Source organism: Streptomyces harbinensis (genome assembly GCF_900116145.1).
In the GTDB taxonomy this organism is placed as follows: Bacteria; Actinomycetota; Actinomycetes; order Streptomycetales; family Streptomycetaceae; genus Streptomyces; species Streptomyces carpaticus.
In genome coordinates, this window is sequence record NZ_FPAB01000015.1 from 1 (window position 1) to 22,424 (window position 22,424).

Annotated in this window: 20 protein-coding genes; 8 read left to right on the top strand and 12 right to left on the bottom strand. The window is 73.0% G+C overall.

What is annotated here, in order from left to right; translation table 11 throughout:
- Positions 1-504: 504 nt before the first annotated feature.
- A complete protein-coding gene (locus tag BM385_RS25315; RefSeq protein ID WP_093844469.1) occupies positions 505-1,512 on the bottom strand; it encodes a stage II sporulation protein M in 1,008 nt (335 codons plus the stop codon).
- Positions 1,513-1,550: 38 nt separating this feature from the next.
- On the opposite strand from BM385_RS25315, the gene BM385_RS25320 reads away from it, so the two are divergent.
- Positions 1,551-2,399 (top strand): RDD family protein, encoded by an 849-nt coding sequence (locus tag BM385_RS25320; protein ID WP_078576342.1) that lies wholly within the window; start codon positions 1,551-1,553, stop codon positions 2,397-2,399.
- On the opposite strand, the gene BM385_RS25325 is transcribed toward BM385_RS25320, so the two are convergent.
- From BM385_RS25325 to BM385_RS25355, 7 genes are all read right to left on the bottom strand, one after another.
- Positions 2,383-3,015 (bottom strand): hypothetical protein, encoded by a 633-nt coding sequence (locus BM385_RS25325; protein WP_093844485.1) that lies wholly within the window; start codon positions 3,013-3,015, stop codon positions 2,383-2,385. The two genes, BM385_RS25320 and BM385_RS25325, sit on opposite strands and share 17 nt — an antisense overlap.
- Positions 3,016-3,099: 84 nt before the next feature.
- Positions 3,100-4,518, bottom strand: a complete 1,419-nt coding sequence (gene ahcY, locus BM385_RS25330) for an adenosylhomocysteinase (RefSeq protein WP_019435388.1) — start codon at positions 4,516-4,518, stop codon at positions 3,100-3,102.
- Between the two features lie 225 nt (positions 4,519-4,743).
- Positions 4,744-5,982, bottom strand: a complete 1,239-nt coding sequence (manA, locus tag BM385_RS25335) for a mannose-6-phosphate isomerase, class I (protein WP_019435387.1) — start codon at positions 5,980-5,982, stop codon at positions 4,744-4,746.
- Between the two features lie 17 nt (positions 5,983-5,999).
- The gene (locus tag BM385_RS25340; protein WP_093844470.1) at positions 6,000-7,190 is read right to left on the bottom strand and encodes an SIS domain-containing protein; all 1,191 of its coding nucleotides are present in this window, start codon (positions 7,188-7,190) and stop codon (positions 6,000-6,002) included.
- Positions 7,187-7,378 (bottom strand): Trm112 family protein, encoded by a 192-nt coding sequence (locus BM385_RS25345; protein WP_093844471.1) that lies wholly within the window; start codon positions 7,376-7,378, stop codon positions 7,187-7,189. The genes BM385_RS25340 and BM385_RS25345 overlap by 4 nt, the downstream gene beginning before the upstream one ends.
- Positions 7,379-7,486: 108 nt before the next feature.
- On the bottom strand, positions 7,487-8,857 hold the full coding sequence (locus BM385_RS25350) for a phosphomannomutase/phosphoglucomutase (RefSeq protein WP_037756425.1): 1,371 nt from the start codon (positions 8,855-8,857) through the stop codon (positions 7,487-7,489).
- Positions 8,858-8,888: 31 nt separating this feature from the next.
- Complete coding sequence (locus BM385_RS25355) at positions 8,889-9,323, bottom strand: DUF3499 domain-containing protein (RefSeq protein WP_093844472.1); 435 nt, start codon at positions 9,321-9,323, stop codon at positions 8,889-8,891.
- Positions 9,324-9,476: 153 nt separating this feature from the next.
- On the opposite strand from BM385_RS25355, the gene BM385_RS25360 reads away from it, so the two are divergent.
- The gene (locus tag BM385_RS25360; RefSeq protein ID WP_078576339.1) at positions 9,477-9,932 is read left to right on the top strand and encodes a metallopeptidase family protein; all 456 of its coding nucleotides are present in this window, start codon (positions 9,477-9,479) and stop codon (positions 9,930-9,932) included.
- A gap of 18 nt (positions 9,933-9,950) precedes the next feature.
- Here the strand turns inward: BM385_RS25360 and BM385_RS25365 are convergent, their stop codons facing one another.
- From BM385_RS25365 to BM385_RS25375, 3 genes are all read right to left on the bottom strand, one after another.
- A complete protein-coding gene (locus tag BM385_RS25365) occupies positions 9,951-11,501 on the bottom strand; it encodes a DUF5719 family protein (protein ID WP_019435381.1) in 1,551 nt (516 codons plus the stop codon).
- The gene (locus BM385_RS25370) at positions 11,498-15,142 is read right to left on the bottom strand and encodes a glycosyltransferase family 2 protein (RefSeq protein WP_093844473.1); all 3,645 of its coding nucleotides are present in this window, start codon (positions 15,140-15,142) and stop codon (positions 11,498-11,500) included. The genes BM385_RS25365 and BM385_RS25370 overlap by 4 nt, the downstream gene beginning before the upstream one ends.
- A 201-nt stretch (positions 15,143-15,343) precedes the next feature.
- Entirely contained in the window at positions 15,344-15,607 is a 264-nt protein-coding gene (locus tag BM385_RS25375; RefSeq protein WP_019435379.1) for a WhiB family transcriptional regulator, read from the bottom strand.
- A gap of 485 nt (positions 15,608-16,092) precedes the next feature.
- Here BM385_RS25375 and BM385_RS25380 point away from each other — a divergent pair, with 485 nt between their 5' ends.
- The 6 genes from BM385_RS25380 (at position 16,093) to BM385_RS25405 (ending at position 21,386) form a co-directional block, all read left to right on the top strand.
- Positions 16,093-16,584 carry a cysteine dioxygenase gene (locus BM385_RS25380; protein WP_019435378.1) on the top strand — a complete coding sequence of 164 codons (492 nt, stop codon included), beginning with the start codon at positions 16,093-16,095 and terminating at the stop codon, positions 16,582-16,584.
- 12 nt (positions 16,585-16,596) lie between these two features.
- Positions 16,597-17,562 carry a 2-phospho-L-lactate transferase gene (gene cofD, locus BM385_RS25385; protein ID WP_019435377.1) on the top strand — a complete coding sequence of 322 codons (966 nt, stop codon included), beginning with the start codon at positions 16,597-16,599 and terminating at the stop codon, positions 17,560-17,562.
- Positions 17,559-18,869 carry a coenzyme F420-0:L-glutamate ligase gene (locus BM385_RS25390; protein WP_019435376.1) on the top strand — a complete coding sequence of 437 codons (1,311 nt, stop codon included), beginning with the start codon at positions 17,559-17,561 and terminating at the stop codon, positions 18,867-18,869. Before cofD ends, BM385_RS25390 begins: the two co-directional genes overlap by 4 nt.
- A gap of 90 nt (positions 18,870-18,959) precedes the next feature.
- Complete coding sequence (locus BM385_RS25395; RefSeq protein ID WP_093844474.1) at positions 18,960-20,282, top strand: AAA family ATPase; 1,323 nt, start codon at positions 18,960-18,962, stop codon at positions 20,280-20,282.
- A 76-nt stretch (positions 20,283-20,358) separates the two neighbouring features.
- The gene (locus tag BM385_RS25400; protein WP_019435374.1) at positions 20,359-20,883 is read left to right on the top strand and encodes an RloB family protein; all 525 of its coding nucleotides are present in this window, start codon (positions 20,359-20,361) and stop codon (positions 20,881-20,883) included.
- A gap of 59 nt (positions 20,884-20,942) precedes the next feature.
- Positions 20,943-21,386, top strand: a complete 444-nt coding sequence (locus tag BM385_RS25405) for a hypothetical protein (protein ID WP_139275234.1) — start codon at positions 20,943-20,945, stop codon at positions 21,384-21,386.
- Here BM385_RS25405 and BM385_RS25410 read toward each other — a convergent pair.
- On the bottom strand, positions 21,350-22,345 hold the full coding sequence (locus tag BM385_RS25410) for an LCP family protein (RefSeq protein WP_175543106.1): 996 nt from the start codon (positions 22,343-22,345) through the stop codon (positions 21,350-21,352). The two genes, BM385_RS25405 and BM385_RS25410, sit on opposite strands and share 37 nt — an antisense overlap.
- Between the last annotated feature and the right edge of the window lie 79 nt (positions 22,346-22,424).

The following is a 22,424-nucleotide window of genomic DNA, read 5'->3' on the forward strand; positions in this document are numbered from 1 at the left end:
GCAAGGAAAATCCTCGCTTAAATGCTGCACCTCAGACGAGGTCGAGATGCAGACTCAGTAAATAATCTGGCATTGACTATTTGGCACGCTGTTGAGTTCTCAAGGAACGGATGCTTCCTTTGGTTCCCTCTCGGGCCCCTCCGGGCTTTCCCTTCATGTTTCCCAGCTTACCACATCCGATTTCTCGAACTTGGCCCCCGCTGGGGGGAGTTAAGCCTTTGAGTTTTGCGCCCTCCGGCGTGTCCACCACTTTAGGGGATTCCCCCGCCGGATTCAAAATCCGGGGTTCGGAACCGAATTCGGACATGCCGAATAAGGCCCCTCACGGGTTCGATCTCTTACGAGTGGGTGCCGTCCGGACGATCAGTTGATCATCGGCGGCGAGACGTACGGTCCGCCTCCGTGGAAACCCCCGGGGGTGGACAGCTCGGAGAACATTACGCATCGCCCTCCCCAGCGTCAAATCAACTGGTCAGGGCTGCTCAGGAGGCACGGCGGCCCCGCTCACGCGGCCACCGGTACCTCCGCCGGCCGGTCCGCCTCCGCCATGTCGCCCGTCTCCCCGGCCTCCGCCGCGCGCTTGCCCAGCACGAACACATAGGCCAGGAACGCCGCCTCCGCCGCCACCCCGATCGCGATCCGCGCCCACGTCGGCAGCCCGGACGGGGTCACGAAGCCCTCGATCAGCCCGGAGATCAGCAGCACCACGGCCAGCCCCAGCGCCATCCCGATCGCCGCGCGCCCCTCCTCCGCCAGCGCCGTCAGCCGGCGGCGCGGGCCCGGGTCCAGCACCGTCCAGCCCAGCCGCAGGCCCACCCCCGCCGCCACGAACACCGCCGTCAGCTCCAGCAGCCCGTGCGGCAGGATCAGCCCGAGGAACACATCCAGCCGGTCGACCGAGGCCATCAGCCCGACCCCGGTCGCCACGTTCAGCGCGTTCTGGAACAGCACCCACAGCACCGGAATACCGAGCAGCGCCCCGAACGCCAGCGACATCCCCGCCACCTGCGCGTTGTTCGTCCACACCTGCGCCGAGAACGCCGCCGCCGGACTACTGGAGTAGTACGTCTCGTACTGGCCGCCCGGCCGGGTCATCTCCCGCAACGCCTCCGGCGCCGCCAGCGACGACTGCACCGCCGGGTTGGCCGCGATCCACCAGCCGATGCCCGCCACCGCCAGCGTGAACAGCACCGCCACCGGCACCCACCACCGACGGGTCCGGTACAGCGCCGCCGGGAAGCCGGCGGTGAAGAAGTGCGCCGCGTCCCGCCAGGTCGCCTTCCGCGTCCCGACCACCGTCGCCCGTGCCCGCGCCACCAGCGTCGTCAGCCGGTTGACCAGAACCGGATCGGGTGAGGAGGACTGGATCTGCGACAGCTGCGTCGACGTCCGCTGGTACAGCACCACCAGCTCGTCCGTCTCCGCCCCGCTCAGCCGCCGGCGCCGCCGCAACAGCTCGTCCAGCCGGTCCCACTCCGCCCCGTGCGCGGCCATGAAGACATCGAGATCCATACGGAAAGCTTCCCAGATGACAATGGGAGACTGGACAGATGAGTCAACTCGTCACGGGTGATGCGGTAGTACTCGGGCTCCAGCCCGCGCGGGTGCCGACTCGGGCGCTGGCGATCGCCATCGACGGCGTCGTCATCCTCACCGGCTATCTGCTGCTCAGCATGGTGCTCCTGAGCGCCGTCCTCCCGCTGGGCGCCGCCACCGCGCAGGCGGTGCAGGTGGCGCTGCTGATCCTCGTCCTGGTCGGGGTGCCGATCGCCGTGGAGACCCTGACCCAGGGCCGGTCGCTCGGCAAGCTGGCGCTCGGCCTGCGCGTCGTGCGGACGGACGGCGGCCCGGTGCGGTTCCGGCACGCGCTCGTCCGCGGGGTGATCGGCTTCGTGGAGATCCTGCTGACCGGCGGCACCGTCGCGCTCATCGCTTCGCTCGTCTCGCCCCAGGGACGGCGGCTCGGCGACGTCTTCGCCGGCACCCTGGTGGTCCGCGAACGGCTGCCCGGCCGCCGTGCCCTGGCTCTCCCGCCGCCCCCGCCGGAGCTGGCCGGCCGGTTCGCGCAGCTCGACCTCTCCCAGGTGCCGGACGGGCTGTGGCTGGCCGTGCGCCAGTACCTGACCCGGATGGCGAAGATGGAGCGGAACGCCGCCTGGTCGCTGGGCGAGCGGCTGGCCGGGGACGTGGCGGCCAGGACCGGCGCCCCCATCCCGCCCGGACTGCACCCGGCCGGCTATCTGACGGCCGTGGCCGCCGAGCGGCGGCGCCGGGACAGCGAGCGGGTCTTCGGCCGCCCGGCCGCCCCCGGCACGCCACCGGCCGGCGGCGCCCCGTACGTACCGGCGGCTCCCGCCCCGCCGTCCGGCACCGCCGGGGGTCTCACCCCACCGTCGTGATCGCGGAGGGCGGGGAATCCAGCTCCTCCAGCTCCACGCCGGGCGCCGACAGCACCACATCGCCCGCCAGGTGGACGGTGTGCGCCTGCCCGGTCTCCTGATCGTCCACGCGATAGGCGTGCACCGTCAGCACCCCGCCCCCGTCGCCGTCCGCCGGGTGCGTCTCGCTGCGCAGCAGCGTCCACACCTCGTCACGGGTGCGCGGCGCCAGATGCGGCTCGGTGAACTCCACCAGCCGCACCCGGACGCCGCCCGCCCCCGGCGCCGGGCGCAGCAGCTGGGCGACGGCCAGCAGATGGGCCGGGGAGCGGCCGGTGAAGGCGTGGGCGGGGGCGTTGCCCTCCTGGGCGTGTTCGCCGGTGGGGTCGGTACGGACCCAGGTGACTCCGGAGAGCGCGGCGCCGCGTACCTGCCAGGCGCCGGCGTGGAGTTCCAGCCGCAGCGGGCGGCCGAGATCGTCCAGGGTGAGGTCCAGTGAGCCGGCCTCGGCGCCGTCGGGGGCGGTGGTGCGGGAGACGTAGCGCCAGCCGTGCGGGCCGGGCGCGCACTGGAAGCGCTCCTCGCCCAGCGGCGTTCCGTCGTAGGGGTCGTGGAGGCTGTACCGGCCGCGTGGCATGGGGGCAGCGTACGGGGCCGCCCGCATGCCACGCGGTGCCGGCCCGGCGCCTGTCAGGTACCGGGCCGGCGGCCGGCGGGCCGCTCAGTAGCGGTAGTGGTCCGTCTTGTAGGGGCCCTCGACCGGGACGCCGATGTAGTCGGCCTGGTCCTTGGTCAGCTCGGTGAGCCGGGCGCCGAGGGCGTCCAGGTGGAGCCGGGCGACCTTCTCGTCGAGGTGCTTGGGCAGGGTGTAGACGCCCACGGGGTACGCGTCGGGCTTCGTGAACAGCTCGATCTGGGCGATCGTCTGGTTGGCGAAGCTGTTGGACATGACGAACGAGGGGTGGCCGGTGGCGTTGCCCAGGTTCAGCAGGCGGCCCTCGGAGAGCACGATGATGGTGTGGCCGTCGGCGAAGGTCCAGGTGTGCACCTGGGGCTTGACCTCGTCGCGCACGACGCCGGGGATGGCGGCGAGGCCGGCCATGTCGATCTCGTTGTCGAAGTGGCCGATGTTGCCGACGATCGCCTGGTGCTTCATGCGCGCCATCTGGTCGGCCATGATGACGTCGCGGTTGCCGGTGGCGGTGACGAAGATGTCGGCGGTTTCGACGACGTCGTCGAGGCGGGCGACCTGGTAGCCGTCCATGGCGGCCTGGAGCGCGCAGATGGGGTCGATCTCGGTGATGATGACGCGCGCGCCCTGGCCGCGCAGCGACTCGGCGCAGCCCTTGCCGACGTCGCCGTAACCGCAGACGACGGCGACCTTGCCGCCGATGAGGACGTCGGTGGCGCGGTTGATGCCGTCGATGAGGGAGTGGCGGCAGCCGTACTTGTTGTCGAACTTGGACTTGGTGACCGAGTCGTTGACGTTGATGGCCGGGAAGAGCAGGTCGCCGTCCCGGAACATCTCGTACAGGCGGTGGACGCCGGTGGTGGTCTCCTCGGTGACGCCCTGGATCTCGGCGGCGGCCCGGGTCCACTTCTGCCCGTCCTCGCCGAGGGTGCGGGTGAGGAGTTCGAGGATGACGCGGTGCTCGTCGCTCTCGGCGGCGGTGGCCGGGTCGGGGACGGCGCCGGCCTTCTCGTACTCGACGCCCTTGTGGACGAGAAGGGTGGCGTCGCCGCCGTCGTCCAGGATCATGTTGGGGCCGCCGGTCGGGGAGTCGGCCCAGGTCAGCGCCTGCTCGGTGCACCACCAGTACTCTTCGAGCGTCTCGCCCTTCCAGGCGAAGACGGGGATGCCGGCCTCGGCGATGGCCGCGGCGGCGTGGTCCTGGGTGGAGAAGATGTTGCAGGACGCCCAGCGCACGCGGGCGCCGAGCGCGACCAGGGTCTCGATGAGGACGGCGGTCTGCACGGTCATGTGCAGGGAGCCGGTGATGCGGGCGCCGGCCAGCGGCTGGGCGGCGGCGTACTCTTCGCGGATCGCCATCAGGCCGGGCATCTCGTGCTCGGCGAGGGTGATCTCCTTGCGGCCGAACGCCGCGAGGGAGAGATCGGCGACCTTGAAGTCCTGGGACATGACTGCTGTTCCTCCTGGGAGGGCTGGCTGACGGACAGAATGCTGTTGCCGGACCGGCTGCGCACGCGTCGCGCGTGGCGTCGGGCATGCGCCGGCCCGGGATTCGCATCCGTCGGAGGGCCTTCTTACCCCTCGGCCGGGCTGGGCCGCGCGGCCCCCCGACTGCCATCAGCAGCGACGTCTACTCCTACTCCGCGCCCAAATCTACACGCCCGGGCCGTGCGGTCACAGGGCCACGGTGGCACGGAAGAGAGTGCCGGGGCCGGTGGCGGTGACGGTTTCGGACGCCGGGACGTAGGCGGAACGGCCGCGGGCCAGGGTGAGTTCGGCGTGCTGCGTGCGCAGGGTGACGGTGCCGTCCGTGCACAGCAGGATCTGCGGTCCGCCGGCCGGGAGGACGGCCCGTCCGGTGCTGCCGTCCTCGGACCCGGTGCCGCCCGTGCCGCCGGTGCCGAGCACGTACCGGGAGAGCCGGAACTCGTCGATCGGGGCCGGGTACACCTCCTCGCCGCCGGGCCGTGGCTCGGGCCGCAGCAGGCCCGGCTCGGTCGGCTCGAAGCGGACCACGCGCAGCAGTTCGGGCACGTCCACGTGCTTGGGGGTGAGCCCGCAGCGCAGCACGTTGTCGGAGTTGGCCATGATCTCCACGCCCAGGCCGCTGAGGTAGGCGTGCGGGACGCCGGCGCCGAGGTAGAGCGCTTCGCCGGGCCGCAGGCTGACGTGGTGGAGCAGCAGGGCGGCGAGGACGCCGGGGTCGCCGGGGTGGTGCCGCGCGATGCCGGCGTACGGGGCGTACGGGCCGCCGAGGCGGGCGGCGGCTTCTGCGGCGCGGTCCACGGTGGGGGCGAGGGCGGCGCGGTCGGCGCCGAGGAGGGCGGTGAGGACCTCGCGCATGGGGTGTCCCCTGCCCAACGAGCTCGGGGAGGCGTCGGCGGCCTGCCGGTCGCGGAGGGCGAGGACGTACGGCTTGAGGTCGTCGATGCCCAGTCCCTCCAGGAGGGCGGCGGCCTCGGCGGCCGGGCGGAAGCCGCACAGCCCCTCGAACGGGGTGAGGGCGCACAGGAGTTCGGGCTTGTGGTTGGCGTCCTTGTAGTTGCGGTGCGGGGCGTCGAGCGGGACGCCCCGCCGTTCCTCGTCCGCGAAGCCCGTCTGCGCCTGGGAGCGGGACGGGTGGACCTGGAGGGAGAGCGGCGCGTCGGCGGCGAGCAGCTTGAGGAGGAACGGCAGCCGGGGCCCGAAGGCGGCCACCGTCTCGGGGCCGAGTTCGGCCTGCGGGTCGGCGCGGATGATCTCGGTGAGGGTCACCGTCCCGGCGCCGCGGTCCAGCCGGGAGGGGGCGCCGGGGTGGGCGCCCATCCAGAGTTCGGCCTGCGGGGTGCCGGTGGGTGCGGTGCCCAGCAGCGCGGGGATGGCGGTGTGCGAGCCCCAGGCGTAGGGGCGGACGGTGTTGTCGAGGCTGTCCATAGGACCTCCATGGGACCTCAGGAGTCCGGGGCCTGGGCGAGCGCCAGGTAAACGGCGGCGAAATCGAGGGGAACGAGCAGGTCGGCGAGGGCGGCCAGCGGCCCTTCGGCGTCCTCGGCCGGGGCGAGTTCAGCGAGCGGGACGTTGTGCTCCAGGGCGAGGTCGCGGGCGGCGGTGACGGCACCGGCGGCGGTCGCGCCGCGCAGCAGCAGGACGCGGGGGCGCGGCGCCTCGGGCTCCTCGACGCGGTCGCGGAAGAAGTCGTCCTCGGCGGTGCGGGAGGCGCCGGCGAGCAGCGCCCCGTGGGCGGTGAGGGCGCCGGGGAGCGCGGCGGGCAGCGCGGGGAGGCCGGCGAGCGCGGTGAGGGTTGCGGCGGCGTGCCGGGCGGCGGCGCCGGCGAGGGGGCCCTCGCTCCACAGCAGCGGCAGGGCCGCGCCGCAGTCGGTGGCCAGGATCTTGGCGGGATTGCCGCCCCCGGCGTCCGGCCCGGAGGTGCCCCCGGTGCCGGCGGCGGGGCCGCAGCGTTCGGCGAGGGCGTCGAGCCGGTCGGCGAGGGCGGCCACGGCGGGCTGTGCGGCGGCGCCGCCGTCCCCGTACAGGCCGAGCCGTTCGCCGAGCAGCAGCAGCGGGGTGAGCAGCGCCCAGTACGGACCGGGGGCCTGGGGGTACCCCCGGCCGGAGGCTGGGGGAGGATGCCCGGCGGGCTCCAGGTGGGCGGGGCGGGTGAGCGCGACGGCGAGGTTGCGGCGGTACGCGGTGGCCTCGGCGAGCGGGCTGCCGGCCGGGCTGACGGAGACGATGGAGCAGCCGCGCCGGTAGGCGGCGTCCACCAGGAGGCTCAGTCCGGCCTCGCTGCCCTCGGCGGAGGTGAGGAGCAGCAGGTCCATGGGGCCGGCCCAGCGGGGCAGCGGCCACTGGAGCGCGCCGGGGGCGGCGAGCGGGCCGGTGGCCTCCAGCACGGTGACGGGGACGGTGCCCCCGGCGAGCGCGGTCAGCAGGTCGGCGGCGAGCGGGACTTCGGGCCCGGTGCCGGCGATCAGGACGGTGCCGGGGCGGCCCTCGGGGCGCAGGTCGTCGATGCCGGCCTCGGTCGCGGCGCGGGCGGCGGTGCGGACCTGGGCCCCGGCGGCGGCGACCCCGCGCAGCAGGCCGCGCGGGTCGGCGCGGGCGAGCCGGGCGGGGTCCTCCAGCAGGGTCTCGTCGATCACCGGGAGGGCCTGCGCGCCTCGTCCTCCAGCAGGACGGGGACGCCGTCCCGGACCGGGTAGGCGAGGCCGCAGCCCTCGTCGGTGCAGACGAGTTCGCCGCCGTCACCGCCGCTCTCGTCCTCCCGGAGCGGGGCGTGGCACGCCGGGCAGGCGAGGATGTCCAGCAGCGCGGCTTCGACGAGCGGCATGGGCGGCGTCCCTTCGGGAGGCGGACGGTGATCACGGTGATCGGGCCTCTCAGCGTACCGCCGTCCGCCCTCCCCCAGCCTCCGGCCGGGGGTACCCCCAGGCCCCCGCTACGCGGTGATGATGGCCAGCACCTCGTCGCGGACGCGGGCGACGGTGTCGGCGTCCCTGGCCTCGACGTTGAGGCGCAGCAGCGGCTCGGTGTTGGAGGGGCGCAGGTTGAACCACCAGTCGGCGGTGGTGACGGTGAGGCCGTCGAGGGTGTCGAGTTCGGTGCCGGGCCGGTCGGCGTAGGCGGCGCGGACGGCGGCGGTGCGGCCGGCCTGGTCGGCGACCTCGGTGTTGATCTCACCGGAGGCGGGGTACCGGTCGTAGGCGGCGACCAGCTGGGAGAGCGGCCCGTCCTGTCCGCCGAGGGCGGCGAGGACGTGCAGGGCGGCGAGCATGCCGGTGTCGGCGTTCCAGAAGTCGCGGAAGTAGTAGTGCGCGGAGTGCTCGCCGCCGAAGATGGCGCCGGTTTTCGCCATTTCGCCCTTGATGAAGGAGTGGCCGACGCGGGTGCGGACGGGGGTGCCGCCGTTCTCCTCGACGACCTCGGCCACCGACCAGGAGGTGATGAGGTTGTGGATGATGGCGGAGCCGGGGGCCTTGGCGAGTTCGCGGGCGGCGACCAGGGCGGTGATGGCGGACGGGGAGACGGGTTCGCCGCGCTCGTCCACGACGAAGCAGCGGTCGGCGTCGCCGTCGAAGGCGAGGCCGACGTCGGCGCCGGTGGCGCGGACGCGGGCCTGGAGGTCCACGATGTTGGCCGGGTCGAGCGGGTTGGCCTCGTGGTGGGGGAAGGTGCCGTCGAGTTCGAAGTACATCGGGTCGACCTCGATGGGCAGCCCGGCGAAGACGGTGGGGGCGGTGTGGCCGCCCATGCCGTTGCCCGCGTCGATGACGACCTTGAGCGGGCGGATGGCGGTGAGGTCGACGAGGCCGCGCAGGTGGCCGGCGTAGTCGTCGAGGGTGTCGCGCCGGGAGATGGTGCCGGGGGTGGCGACGGGCTCGGGGGCGCCTTCGGTCATCCACCGCTCGACGAGGGCGCGGATGTCGGCGAGCCCGCTGTCCTGGCCGACGGGCTTGGCGCCGGCGCGGCACATCTTGATGCCGTTGTACTGGGCGGGGTTGTGGCTGGCGGTGAACATGGCGCCGGGCAGGTCGAGCGCGCCGCTGGCGTAGTACAGCTGGTCGGTGGAGCACAGCCCGATCTCGGTGACGTCCGCGCCGCGGTCGGCGGCGCCGCGCGCGAAGGCGTGGGCGAGGCCGGGCGAGGAGGGCCGCATGTCGTGGCCGATGACGATGCCGGTGCTGTCGCCGAGGGCGATCTCGACGAAGGCGGCGCCGAAGAGGCCGGCGAGGTGTTCGTCCCACTGGTCGGGGACCACTCCGCGTACGTCGTAAGCCTTGACGAGCTGTGACAGGTCCGGTGCGGGCACAGTCCACCCCTTGTCGTTGATTGGTGCGGGCCTACTGTTCGGGCGAGCGGAGAATCCGCAGGTGGCCGCGGCGGGCGACTTCCATGGCGCTCGTCGCGTCCCGGACCGGCCGGCCCGCCGGTTCGACGGGTTCGTCGGACGGCGGTGGGGTGCGGGCGGCCTCGCGCACGGCGTCGGCGAGCGCTTCGAGGTCGTCGCCGCTGGGGCGCGACGCGGAGGTGTCGATGGCGAGCCGGACCACCTCCCAGCCGCGGGGGGCGGTCAGCCGCTCGGAATGCTCGGCGCACAGGTCGTAGCAGTGCGGCTCGGCATAGGTGGCGAGGGGACCGAGGACGGCCGTGGAGTCCGCGTAGACATACGTCAGCGTCGCCACGGCGGGACGGCCGCACGCGGTGCGCGAACAGCGACGTACGGGGCTCACGATGTTGGACCGTACCGCACTCCTGAGCGGGCCGCGACGACTCACCCCGGCGTCACCCGCCCGTGTCGCCGGGCGATGGCCGATTTGCGACCGGATTCGTTCCAGGACGTACGGTTTGTGCTCACTGACGGACGGAAACGCTGGAGGAACCGGTATCGAACCGGTACAGCCTGCCATCGTCCTCTAAGGTCGGAGACGATGGACAATCGCAGCGTCCCCCCAGGTCCGCCAGGTCCCGCCGGCCGCCGTCCGCGGCGCAGGGACCGGCACGGCCGCGGCATGCGCGGCCCGGTGGCGCCGCCGCAGGTGCCGCTCGCCCTGTCCCGTTCCGACACCTTCGACGCCCTGGTGCACGAATCGGCCGATCGGCTGCGGCGGCGGCTGCCGCAGCTGGACGGGGTGGACTTCGGCGTACGGGACGTGCCCCCGCTGCCGCCCGGGGACGACGACATCACCGTGCCGCTGGGCGGGGTGATCCGGGCCAGGACGCCGGCCGCCCGCGATCTCATCGTCGTCTACCGCCGTCCGGTGGAACTGCGCAGCCGGGACCGCGAGGAGCGGGCGCACCTGGTCCACGAGGTCGTCGTGGAACAGGCCGCCGAACTCCTCGGCCTGGCCCCGGAGTCGGTGGACCCGCGGTACGGCCAGGAGTGAACGGGCCGGTGATCGGGCTCAGTCGGTGAGGACGGACAGGTCCTCACCGGTCTGCGGCACCGACACCCGGGAGCGGTCGTCGGGGAGGGTCTGGACGGTGAAGGTGACCATGTCGTCCTCCTTCTTCACCAGGGTGCGCGAGGCGTACAGCGTGCCGCCGTCGAGGCGTTCGACGGTGATGGCGTAGCGGCCCTTGGTGCCGTCGGGCAGTTCGGGCGCGATGGCCAGGGTGCTCCTGGCCTCCACCGTGTACGTCTCCGGCTCGGGTGCCTCGCCGCCGTTGCTGCCGCCGGAGAGCGTGACCCGTACCTCGACGGCCTCCTCCGGCGCGACCAGCGAGAGCGTGGTGCCCTTGGCGGTGTTGCCGGCGACGCTGGCGCGCTGCTCTATGGGCGCGGTGGCCGGGATGAACGCCATCTCCCGCTCGTCGTCCTCGCCCTGGGTCACCCGCAGGCCGACCACCACCGCGCCGGCCCCGGAGCCGGTGGCGGGGGTGAGGATCAGCGAGCCGGGCTCGCCCTGGGTCAGGTCCTCCAGGTCGATGGCGGTGAGGGTGCGCGAGCGCAGGGTGATCGACTCGTTGCCGGCCGGGGTGAAGGAGCCGGTGGGGCCGGAGAGGCTGACGTCCAGGGCCACGTCCTCGTCGCCCGGCGCGTAGGCGACCAGCCGCAGGGTACGGGCGTCGGCGGGGATGCCGGGGAGCACCAGCGGGCCGGTGGTGGCGGAGACCGGGGTCAGCCAGTCGACGCCGAGCTGGGCGTCGGACGCCTCGATCTGGGCGCCGATCCGGCCGGTGCGCGCGGTGACCTGGACGGCGAGGTCCGCCAGCGGTTCGTCGGTGAGGGTGGACAGCCGTACCGCGACGGAGGTGCCGCCGGGGACGGTGACGCCCTCGCCGCCGAGTCCGGACTCCAGCCGGCCCTCGGGTCCGTACAGCTGGATGTCGACCACGGTGGGGCCCGCGTCGGGGTTGGTGAGGTGGACGTAGTCGTTGCGGGCCTCGGCGGTGCTGGCGCCGGCGAACCAGAACTCGCTGTCCGGCGTCTGGCAGGAGGTGCCCAGCAGGCCCTGCCCGGCGCCGGAGCGCACCGAGGTGGTCTGTTGCACGGTCCAGCCGGGGGCCAGCCGCTGCTCGGCGGTGCCGGTGAGGGCGGGGGCGCCGTAGGTGTCGACGCTCGCGGAGACCGGGACGCCCGGCTCCTGGAGGGCGACCAGCGGCTCCGGGTCCTGGTCCGCGTCCTCGTCGCCGTCCTCGTCCTCGTCGCCGGTGCCGAAGCCGGCCACGTACTCGGGGGCGGGCAACAGGTAGGCGTGCCCCTCCTCCCCCTCCTCCTGGCCGTCCGCGCCGTCGCCGTTCCCGTCGCCGCCGGGGGTGTAGGCGGTGTACTCGGTGGTGGCGAGTTCGGCGCCGGTGGGGCGGGGGCAGGTGAGGGCGGTGCGTTCCACCGGCATGTCGCGGGCCTGGCCGGCGGGGGCGGTGCTCTGCTCGCCGGAGCCGAGGGAGGCCACGCCGGTGACCGCGACGAGCGCGGTCACCGTGGCCAGCAGGGAGATGGTGGTGCGGTTCATCGCTGGCTGCTCCCGTCGCCGTAATCGGCCGGATAGTCGTACGGCGCCTGGTAGTTCTGCGGGTGCTGCGGCGGCTGGTCCGGCTGGGGGTACGTGCCGTCCCAGCCGCCGTACTGCTGTTGCTGTTGCTGGTCGTAGTAGCCGGACCAGTCCTGCTGCTGTTGCTGCTGCTGCTGGTCCGGGTAGTAGCCCTGCTGGCCCGGGATGTAGGCGGGCCCGGGCTGCGGCCCGGTGTCCGCCGCCGGCTGCGGCTGCGCCTGCGGGTCCGGCTCCTGGTCGCGGTCGGGGTCGGGGTCCGCCGGGGGCTCGGGAGCGTCGCGGTCCGTCCCGGCCGCCGCGGCTTCCGCCGCCTCGGCCGCGGCCCGGCGGCGCGCGCCGCGGCCCTGGGACGGTACGGCGGCGGCCGGCTCGCCCTCCTCCGGCAGGTCGTCGTCCAGCTCGCGGCGCCGCCCGGGCAGCGCGAGCACCGCGACCACCAGCAGCAGGAAGCCCTGCGTCCACACCCACAGGGTGTGGGTGGTGGGCGTGTCGTAGGTGATGGCCAGCTTGCCGCCGCCCTCGGGCAGTTCGAAGCCCTGGGCCCAGCCGCCGACGGTCACCGGGGTGAGCGGGGTGCCGTCCAGGGTGGCGGTCCACGCCTCGTCGGCGGTGTCCGCCAGCCGCAGCACGCGCCCGGCCTCGCCCTCCGGCAGGTCGGTGTGCACCTCGACCGGCCCGGCGGGCAGCGCCTGCGGTGCCTCGCCCGACCCCTCGGCCGGCAGCACCATGACCCGGCCGACCGGGCTCTCCACCCGCCACAGCGCGCCGCCGTCCTCCTGGCTGAGCCGCTTGAGGCCGGGGGTGGTGTCCAGGACCCGGCGCAGGGCGTCGGGTGAGCCGTCCTGCACCAGCACGTAGCGCACCGCGTACGCGGCGAGCGCCTCGGTCTGGTCGGCGCCCGAGCCGGCCACCAGGTCGCCGACCGCGCGGGTCAGCGCGGTGTCCTCGCCGAGCAGCCGGGCCAGGTCGGCGTCGCCGAGCCGGGCGCCGGAGCCGCGGACCAGGGTGTAGGTGACGCGCTGGGTCAGGCCGTCGGCGGCGTCGCTCTCGCCGGCCAGCACCAGGGTGCGGGCCTGCTCGCGGGAGGAGGACTCCTCGGCGACGAAGGCCGGCACCTGGACGGGGTCGCGGCGCTGGAGCGGGCCGTCGGCGCCGCTGAGCATCCAGCCGGCGGCCACCAGCAGCGGCCCGGCGGCGGCAGCGGCGGCCACCGCCACGGCGACCGGCTGCCGCCAGCCGAAGCTCTGGGCGGCGACCCGGCCGCGCGCCCCGTCGGCGCCGAGGACGGCGGCGGAGAGCAGGGCGAGCCCGTACAGCAGGGTGGCGGGGCCGCTCCAGGCCGTGTCGTTGACCCAGACGGCGTAGAGCAGCGCGATGAGCGCGCTCGTCCAGGCGGTGCCGATGGCCAGCCGCCGGTCCTGGCGCAGCAGGGCGGCGAGGGCGGCGAGGAGCACGCCGATGAGCAGCCAGCTGCCGGGGGTGCCGGGGCCGCCGGGGTTGGCGTTGAGGAGCTGGGTGGCGGTGGCGGCGCCGGTGTCGAAGCGCAGCCCGGCCTCGTGGCGGAACTCCTCGGGGCTGAGCAGCACCGAGAAGGACCAGGGGGCGAGGAGCAGCAGCGGGGTGAGGACGATCGCGGCGAAGCGCGCGGCCTTGGCGAGGCGCAGCGCGCCCTCCAGGCGCAGCGGCAGGGCGAGCGAGACCACGGCGAGCAGGACGGCCAGCGGCCACACCACGGGGGTGAAGGCGGTGATGACGGTGAGCAGCAGCGCGGCGGCCCAGGCGGCGCGCCAGGGTCCCTTGCCGTCCTCGCGGGTGTGTCCCGCGGCGGCGACGGCGCAGCGGGCGAGCGGCGGCAGGGCGACGGCGAGGACGGCGGTGCCGATGCGTCCGGCGGCCAGCGCGCCGGTGACGGCGGGCAGGAAGGCGTAGGCGATGGCGGCCCAGGCGCGCAGCAGCCGGGAGGTGACCAGCGGCTTGGAGGTGAGGTAGGCGCTGGCTCCGGCGAGCGGGACGGAGCAGACCAGGATGGCGGTCATGGCGACGCCGGGGTTGCCGAGCAGGGCGGAGGCCAGCAGGGCGAGGGCGCCGAGGTAGGGGGGCGCGTTCTCGCTGCCGCCGGTGCCGACGGGCTGCCAGGTGTCCCAGACGCGGTCCCACCAGGTGGCGACGTCGGCGGGGGCGGGCAGCAGGGCGCCGCCGGCCAGGGCGCCGCCGCCGATGAGGTCGCGGGTGGCGATGGCGGCGATGACGAGCAGGGCCGCGAACAGGACGAGGCCGGGTTTGCGGGCGAGCCGCTTGAGCCGGGCGAACTGTTCGACCTGGAGGGATTCGGCGTCGTCGTCGGTGGGTCCGGATTCGACGGCGCCGCCGTGCCGTCCGCCTCCGCCGGTGGCGGCGGCGGATTCGGAGCGGGCGGAGAGCGAGCCGATGATCTGCTCGACGGTGACCCGGAGGGTGGCGCCCGCGGGCGGGAACAGCGGTCTCAGTTCGGCCGCCGGGACGGCTTTGGGCCGGCGTTTGCGGGCGGCCAGGATGCGTTCGGGGCGCAGCAGGGTGGCGAGCAGTCCGGCGGCCTCGTCGAGGGCGCGGCCGGGGAGTTTGCCGACGAGGTAGCCGAGAACGCGCAGCAGGGTGCCCAGGACGATGCGCAGCAGCACCCAGGGCAGGGCGCGGGCGCGGACGCCGGTGAGCAGGGCGTAGGTGGCGGCGGCCTTGTCGACACGGTGCGGGTTCACGGCGGTGCGGCCGGCGCAGTCGATGGTGCGGCGTTCGCGGGCGGCGGCCTCGGCGTGCCGCAGGACGGCGCCGGGGGCGACGAGGACGGTGTGTCCGGCGGCGTGGGCGCGCCAGCACAGGTCGATGTCGTCGCGCATGAGGGGCAGGCGGCGGTCGAAGCCGCCGAGTTCCTCGAAGACGTCGCGGCGGATGAGCATGCCGGCGGTGGAGACGGACAGGACGGCGCGTACCTGGTCGTGCTGGCCCTGGTCCTGTTCGCGGCGGTCGAGGCCGGTCCAGCGGCGTCCGCTGTTGGCGATGGTGACGCCGGCTTCGAGGAGTTGGCGGCGGTCGTACCAGCCGCGCAGTTTGGCGCCGATGACGGCGGCGGAGGGGCTGGCGTCGGCCTGCCGCAGGAGTTCGGCGAGTGCTTCGGGTTCGGGCGCGGAGTCGTCGTGGAGCAGCCAGAGCCAGTGGACGGGTTCGCCGTGCGGGAATTCGGGCAGGTCGTAGACGTCGTTGTTCCACGTCCTGGTGACCGGGTCCCAGGCTTCGGGGCGTTTGAGGTACGGGAGGTCGTCGGGGGTGAGCACGGGTGCGCTGCGGGCGGCCTCGGCGACGGCGGTGCCGAAGCCGGTGCGGCGGGCGAGGTGCAGCACCCGGTCGGCTCCGAAGGCTTCGGTGACGAGGGCGGCGGAGTTGTCGGCGCTGCCGGTGTCGGCGGCGATGACGTCCTGGACGGGACGGTCCTGGCCCAGCAGTCCGGTGAGGACGTCCGGGAGCCAGCGTTCGCCGTCGTGCGAGACGAGCACGGCGGTGACCACATGCTGCGGAAAGGCTGGGGTGGCGGCGGACTGGTGCGCCGTCGGCTGGCTGTGCACGGACATCGAGGTGCGGACCCCGGTTCGCTCGGTGGGCTTGGGGACGCGCGCGCCCTGCGGCAGCGGCGAGTGCGTCGGGGACAGCGCACCACCCTAGCGGCTGGGGGTGACGGCGCTCCGCGTGCCGGACGACTGTCCGGGGCCCACCGGGGAGACGGGTGCCGGGAATTGAGCGTTTGTGTGGGCGGGATGGCGGCCGGGCCGCGGTTATACGGCGGCTTTCTTCAGCCGGCGGCGCTCACGTTCGGACAGTCCGCCCCAGATGCCGAAACGTTCGTCGTTGGCGAGTGCGTACTCCAGGCATTCGGAGCGCACCTCGCAGGCCAGGCATACTTTCTTGGCTTCGCGAGTGGAGCCGCCCTTCTCGGGGAAGAACGACTCCGGGTCGGTCTGGGCGCACAGTGCGCGCTCCTGCCAGCCCATCTCTTCGTCCGCTTCGTTGACCAGCAGTTGGTGGAACAGCTCGGTCATGTGCGCGCCCCTCGTCGTCCTCTTTGCTTCCCCGTGCATGCCGTCGCTCGGCTCTCGATTGCATGTCGAACGACACGAGTGAAATTACAGGTGTGACACTCCGGGGCAGTCAAGCCACGATCTGCCATTCACCCGATGATTCACCCTCTGGCACCACAGCCATACGGAAAGTGTTCAAATCGCCACAAACTATGCTCACGCCGCCCTCACACTTGCTTTATCCGATCTTCATTTCGGATGAAAGCAGCTACTGATGCGGTACAACCCTTGACCATCTCCTGTGGGTGACATGCGTGACTGTGGCCTGCTCCTGACCGCTTCGCACCGCGCATAAACCTTTCCGCAGCGGGCGCGCCCGGATGTGGTGAAAGAATGCGCCAAGGAGTGGTACCGAGTTGACAACCGGGCCACCCTTCCGAATCAATCGCCTCGCACACATCTTTGCTCCCACCTCACCTTCCGGAAGCTCTGAGACCACCTCACTCATGAACAACGACAACGAGATCGCCGGAGATCCCTTCTCCGTGCCGCATCTTCTCCAGCCCGTCGCCGAGCACCCATCCACCGTCGCGCAGTTCGCCGGGATGGCCACCGCTCTCGCGGGTGATCGTGAGTGTTGGGCCCCCCTGGTGCGGTACGACGAGACCACCCGCTGGTACCACCGGCTGCGCACCGGCCCCGGCTACGAGGTCTGGCTGCTGAGCTGGGTACCGGGCCAGGGCAGCGGACGCCACGACCACGGCGCGTCCAGCGGCGTGTACACCGTCCTGGAAGGGGCGCTGACCGAGCGCACCGGGGACGGCCCGGGCCACCGGATCACACCGGGCCCGCTGCGGGTCTTCGCGCCGGGATTCGTCCACGAGATGGTCAACGACTCCCTCGAACCGGCCGTCAGCCTGCACATCTACTTCCCCGGCCTGACCGCCATGCCCATGCACCCCCAACGGGCCCGGACGCAGCCGCAGGTGGCCTGCTGACAGACTGGCCGCATGCGACGCATCGTGGTTCTGTCCGGCGGCATCGGCGGCGCCCGCTTCCTGCGCGGCCTCAAAGGGGCCGCGCCGGACGCGGACATCACCGTCATCGGCAACACCGGCGACGACATCCATCTGTTCGGCCTCAAGGTCTGCCCCGACCTCGACACCGTGATGTACACCCTCGGCGGCGGCATCCACGAGGAACAGGGCTGGGGCCGGGCGGCGGAGACCTTCGCCGTCAAGGAGGAACTGGCCGCCTACGGGGTCGGACCCGAGTGGTTCGGCCTCGGCGACCGGGACTTCGCCACCCACATCGTGCGGACCCAGATGCTGGCCGCCGGCTACCCGCTCAGCGCCGTCACCGAGGCGCTCTGCCGGCGCTGGCAGCCGGGCGTCACCCTGCTGCCGATGACCGACGACCGGGTCGAGACGCACGTCCTGACCGACGCCGAGGACGGCAGCCGCAAAGCCATCCACTTCCAGGAGTACTGGGTACGGCTGCGGGCCGCCGTCCCCGCGCACGCTGTCGTCCCCGTCGGCGCCGAACAGTCCACCCCGGCCCCCGGCGTCCTGGAGGCCATCGCCGCCGCCGACGCCATCGTCTTCCCGCCGTCCAACCCGGTGGTCTCCATCGGCACCATCCTCGCCGTGCCCGGCGTCCGGGAGGCCATCGCGGACGCCGGCGTCCCCGTCGTGGGCCTGTCCCCGATCATCGGCGACGCGCCGGTGCGCGGCATGGCCGACAAGGTCCTGGCCGCCATCGGCGTCGAGGCCACCGCCGCCGCCGTCGCCCGGCACTACGGCTCCGGACTGCTCGACGGCTGGCTGGTCGACACCGCCGACACCGCCGCCGTCGCGGCGGTGGAGGCCGCCGGCATCCGCTGCCGCGCCGTCCCGCTGCTGATGACCGACGCGGCGGCGACGACCGCCATGGCGGCCGAAGCACTCACCCTGGCGAGGGAGTTGACGGCGGCATGAGCATCCACCTGTGGCCCCTGCCCGGCATCCCGGAGGTACGGCCCGGCGACTCCCTCGCCGCGCTGATCGCCGGCGCCGCCGGCACCGGCGGCGTCCCCGCCCTCGCGGACGGCGACATCCTCGTCGTCACCTCCAAGATCGTCAGCAAGGCCGAGGGCCGGATCCTGGAGGCCGACGACCGGGAAGCGGCGATCGACGCCGAGACCGTCCGCGTCATCGCCCGGCGCGGCACGACCCGCATCGTGGAGTCCCGGCACGGCTTCGTCATGGCGGCGGCCGGTGTGGACGCCTCCAACACGCCCAAGGGCACCGTCCTGCTGCTCCCCGAGGACCCGGACGCCTCGGCGGCCCGGCTCCGCCGCGAGCTGCGCGAACTGCTGTCCGTCGACGTCGGCGTCGTCATCACCGACACCTTCGGCCGGCCGTGGCGCGAGGGCGTCACCGATGTGGCGATCGGCGCCTCGGGCGTCGCGGTCCTGGACGACCTGCGCGGCGGCACCGACACCCACGGCAACCCGCTGGGCATGACGATCACCGCCCTCGCCGACGAACTCGCCGCCGCCGGCGACCTGGTCAAGGGCAAGACCGCCGGCCTGCCGGTGGCCGTGCTCCGCGGCCTCGCCCACCGCACCGACCCCGACACCCCGCAGACCGCCCGGGCCCTGCTCCGCGACCCGTCGCTCGACATGTTCCGCCTCGGCACCTCCGAGGCCATCCGGGAGGCCGTCACCCAGCGCCGCACGGTGCGGGAGTTCACCACCGAACCGGTGGACCCGGCGGCGGTCCGCCGCGCGGTGGCGGCGGCGATCACCGCCCCGGCCCCGCACCACTCGACGCCGTGGCGCTTCGTCCTGCTGGAGACCCCGGAGAGCCGCCGGAAGCTGCTGGACGCGATGCGCGAGCAGTGGATCACCGACCTGCGGGCGGACGGCAAGACGGAGGAGTCCATCACCAAACGCCTCCGCCGCGGCGACGTCCTGCGCAACGCGCCGTACCTGGTGGTCCCCTGCCTGACCACCACCGAGTGGGCCCACCCCTACCCGGACCCGCGCCGCTCGGGCGCCGAGGCGGAGATGTTCACCGTCGCGATGGGCGCCGCGGTCCAGAACCTGCTGGTCGCCCTGACGGCCGAGGGCCTGGGCTCGGCATGGATCTCCTCGACGATGTTCTGCCGCGACACCACCCGGGCGGCCCTCGACCTCCCCGCCGACTGGTCCCCCATGGGCACGGTGGCCATCGGCCACCCGGCCACCCCGGCGAAACCCCGCCCCCCGAGGGAGGCGGACGACTTCGTCGTCACCCGGTGAGGCCGGATCCCTGGCCAGGCGTTGCCCGGCCGGGGATCGTGCAGTTTACTCACAGAGAAGGCTCTGTAATCCGCGTAAGGAGGGATCGGGATGCTGCTGAGCTTCAGAGTGGGGAACCATCGCTCGCTCTGGGAGGAACAGCAGCTGAACCTCACCCCCGTGTACGAGGCGGATCGCCCGGAGGGAACCGCCTGGGAAGCCGTTCCCGTGGCGGCGGTCTTCGGTGCGAACGCGGCCGGCAAGTCGAACGTGGTGGACGCGCTGCGGTTCATGAAGCGCATGGTCACCCAGTCCCACCGGGAGGCTGAACCCGGCGGCGGTATCGAGCGGGCGCCCTTCGCGCTGGCCCCCGAAGGCGGTGAGTCCGCCTCCTGGTACGTGGTGGATCTGCAGTTGGAGGGCGTGCGCCACACCTACGGCTTCAGCATCGACAGCGAGCAGGTGCTGGACGAGTGGCTCTACAGCTATCCGCACGGACGCCGGCGCAAGATCTTCCAGCGCTCGGAGTCGGAGACGACCTTCGGGGACGCGGTACCGGAGAAGGAACTGCGTCTGGTCGAACGCATCACCGAGCCGAACGCCCTGTTCCTCTCCGTCGCCGCCCGGTCCCGGCAGGAGTCGGTGCTGCCGGTGTACCAGTGGTTCTCACAGGCGGTGAATATCAGGACCCGTCAGCGACCGCTCTGGAGCACCTCTCCGGCGGGGGCCGAGCTGCTGGCCGACCCCGAACGGTCTGCCGCCGTGGTGTCGCTGCTGCGAGCAGCGGATCTCGGCATCGAGGACGCGGGCGTCACCGAGGAATACACCCGTCCGCCATCAGGCGGCAGTGCTTACGATCGAATGACCTGGGCGCTGCGCGTGGACAGCGGCTCCTCCGGTCAACGTCCCTCCGTGACGTTGGTAGACCCTTGGAAAACGGTGTGGGTCGCTCAGCGAGGCCGCAGCGGTACCGTCCGTCTGAGTCTCCGGGAGCAGTCGGAGGGCACCCGGATGCTGCTCTCCTATTCGGGGCCGGTGCTCGATGCCCTGGACAGCGGCGGCCTGCTGGTCATCGACGAGGTGGACTCCAGTCTCCACCCGAGCCTGACGGCTCACCTCATCAAGCTGTTCCAGGAACCGCAGACCAATCCACGCGGTGCGCAGCTCGTCCTCACCACCCACGACGCCAGCCTGCTCGGCCGTAGTGGCGGGGAGGAGATCCTGAAACGGGACCAGATCTGGTTCGTCGAGAAGAACGAGTACGGCGAGTCGACGCTCTTCCCTCTGTCGGACTTCAAGCCCCGCCAGGACGAGAACCGGGAGCGCCGCTATCTCGGGGGCAGCTATGGTGCCATTCCGTTTCTGAGCGACGAGCGGTTCGAGGCGGCGATCGCCGCCAGGGGGAGGGTGGATGGCGAGGAGGCCCGGCGGTAGCCCTCGGCGGGGGCCGCGGTTCGAATCGGATCTGCGCAGGACGAGCCGTGGCAGGCAGCCCAGGGAACGGATTCTGGTGTTCTGCGACTCCGACGCCACCGAGCGGGACTATCTGCGCGCTCTGGTGAACCATGTCGCGAACCCGGCCGTCACCGTGAAGATCAGGAACAAGCCGTGCTCGCCCTCCCAGTTGGTGGCCTACGCCGCGGACTTCCGGGACAGCGCTTCCGAAGACTTCGACCGGGTCTGGTGCGTCTTCGATGTCGACGACTACCCGGACATCCACCGGGCAGTGCGCAGTGCCCACCGGCTGGGTATCGAACTGGCCGTCTCCAATCCGTGCTTCGAACTGTGGCTGTTGCTGCACCACACCCCGCACACCGCCCACAGCACGGGCTACCGGCAGCTCGCCGGTCTCCTCGGCAAGCACGTGCCGGGCTACGACAAGGCCCGGATCAACTTCCTCCGTGATTTCGCGCCCACCTGGGAGGAGGCGGTGGACCGGGCGCGCGCTCTCGCGCCGGCCGGGCGGGAGTACGAGGTCAACCCGGCGACCGGTGTCTGGTCCCTGGTGCGGCTCATCGGTGGGCAGGCGCGGTGATCGGGGAGCGGGAGTTCCGGTGTCATGTGGACGGGCTCGTACCGCGTCCGCCCGCGCGTGTGCTGCCGCCCCGGAAGCCGTTGCGGAAACGGGAGGCCGGGCTCCTGATCGGGTGGTTCCTCGCCTTCTTCGATCTCGCGGAGTTCATCGTCGAGTGGGTGTGGCGCGGGCTCGTGCGGCTGGCGAAGCTGCTGTGGCGCCCGGTGCGCGGGCAGGTGTGGAGCGGGGGCTGGAAGAGCGAGGCCGGGCGGTTTCTGGTGGAGGTGCGCTGGGGGCGGGACCGGCTGGTGCTGGAGCCGGGGGCGGGCGGCGTGGGCGTCCGGGTGGAGGAGTACGAGCCGGGGGTGCGCGAGCTGTCCCAGCGGTGTGTGCTGCGGCGGTTGCGGGGGCGGCGGGTGGAGCTGGGGTTCGGGGACGGCTCGTGGGTGACCGTCTGGTTGCGGTCCACTCCGGCCGGGCGGCGGTTTCAGGCGCAGAGTGAGGAGTCCGCGCCGTCCGGCTGAGCCGCCGTGGCCGTCGTGGGGCGTTTCTGCGGGGTGAGGGGGCGGTCCTCCTTGAGGGCGGTGAAGAGGGCCGCCGCGCCCCGTTCGTCCCACAGGACCGTGGAGCCGGCCTCGGGGTGGGTGTGGTCGCGGTCGGCGACCGGGACCGAGGCGTAGGTGATGTCCGCCGCCGTCATCCGGGTCAGGACCTCGGCCAGCCGCAGCATCTCCTCGGCGCCGAAGCCGCGGTCCGCGCGGACGGAGGTCAGCAGGGCGTCGGCCGCCGCCGGGAGGGCGGCGGGGGTGGCGAGGGCCTTGGCGGCGAGTGCGGTCAGGAGGCGTTGCTGGCGCTGCATGCGGCCGAAGTCGGCGGTGGCGTCGACGGAGCGGGCGCGGGCGTACTGGAGGGCTTCGCCGCCGGTCAGGGTGGAGGTGCCGGCGGGGAGGTCGAGGCCGGACTTCTCGTCCCGCAGCGGGCGGGGGGTGCAGACCTCGACGCCGCCGACGGCGTCCACCGCGCGCATGAAGCTGACGAAGTTCACCTCCAGGTAGTGGTCGACGCGCAGGTCGGTGAGGTGTTCGACGGTGCTCACCATGGCTTCGGGGCCGCCCCGGGAGAGCGCGGCGTTGAGCTTGGCCGGTTCGGGGTCGGTGGTGAGGGTGTCGCGGGGGAGGCTGACGATCGAGGCGTGGTCGCCGGCGGCGGAGAGGTGGACGAGCATGATGGTGTCCGCGCAGTGGCAGCCCTCGCCGCCGAGGTGGTGGGCGCGGCGTTCCTCCTCGGTGAGGCCGTCGCGGGTGTCGGTGCCGACGACCAGCAGGTTCAGTCCCGGGTCGCCGTCGGGGCGGTCGCGGAGGCCGGCGAAGGGGTCGACGCGTTCGACGCCGTGCTCCACCTTGCTGACCACGACGTGTCCCACTCCGCTGGTGGCCAGCAGCAGGGCGGAGAGTACGACGGCGATCCGGAACCTCACAGACATGGTCGCCAAAGGTATTTCCAGATGATCTACATACCGGGGCGGCGCGCTCGGGTGTCCCCCGTTCGCGGTAACGTGAGCC

Coding starts and splice junctions, on each gene's coding strand:
- BM385_RS25390 (WP_019435376.1), top strand. CDS start 17,559: ATGAGCATCCACCTGTGGCCCCTGCCCGGCATCCCGGAGGTACGGCCC.
- cofD (WP_019435377.1), top strand. CDS start 16,597: ATGCGACGCATCGTGGTTCTGTCCGGCGGCATCGGCGGCGCCCGCTTC.
- BM385_RS25395 (WP_093844474.1), top strand. CDS start 18,960: ATGCTGCTGAGCTTCAGAGTGGGGAACCATCGCTCGCTCTGGGAGGAA.
- BM385_RS25320 (WP_078576342.1), top strand. CDS start 1,551: ATGAGTCAACTCGTCACGGGTGATGCGGTAGTACTCGGGCTCCAGCCC.
- BM385_RS25380 (WP_019435378.1), top strand. CDS start 16,093: ATGAACAACGACAACGAGATCGCCGGAGATCCCTTCTCCGTGCCGCAT.
- ahcY (WP_019435388.1), bottom strand. CDS start 4,518: ATGTCCCAGGACTTCAAGGTCGCCGATCTCTCCCTCGCGGCGTTCGGC.
- BM385_RS25410 (WP_175543106.1), bottom strand. CDS start 22,345: ATGTCTGTGAGGTTCCGGATCGCCGTCGTACTCTCCGCCCTGCTGCTG.
- BM385_RS25370 (WP_093844473.1), bottom strand. CDS start 15,142: ATGTCCGTGCACAGCCAGCCGACGGCGCACCAGTCCGCCGCCACCCCA.
- BM385_RS25375 (WP_019435379.1), bottom strand. CDS start 15,607: ATGACCGAGCTGTTCCACCAACTGCTGGTCAACGAAGCGGACGAAGAG.
- BM385_RS25365 (WP_019435381.1), bottom strand. CDS start 11,501: ATGAACCGCACCACCATCTCCCTGCTGGCCACGGTGACCGCGCTCGTC.
- manA (WP_019435387.1), bottom strand. CDS start 5,982: ATGGACAGCCTCGACAACACCGTCCGCCCCTACGCCTGGGGCTCGCAC.
- BM385_RS25345 (WP_093844471.1), bottom strand. CDS start 7,378: ATGCCGCTCGTCGAAGCCGCGCTGCTGGACATCCTCGCCTGCCCGGCG.
- BM385_RS25325 (WP_093844485.1), bottom strand. CDS start 3,015: ATGCCACGCGGCCGGTACAGCCTCCACGACCCCTACGACGGAACGCCG.
- BM385_RS25315 (WP_093844469.1), bottom strand. CDS start 1,512: ATGGATCTCGATGTCTTCATGGCCGCGCACGGGGCGGAGTGGGACCGG.
- BM385_RS25360 (WP_078576339.1), top strand. CDS start 9,477: ATGGACAATCGCAGCGTCCCCCCAGGTCCGCCAGGTCCCGCCGGCCGC.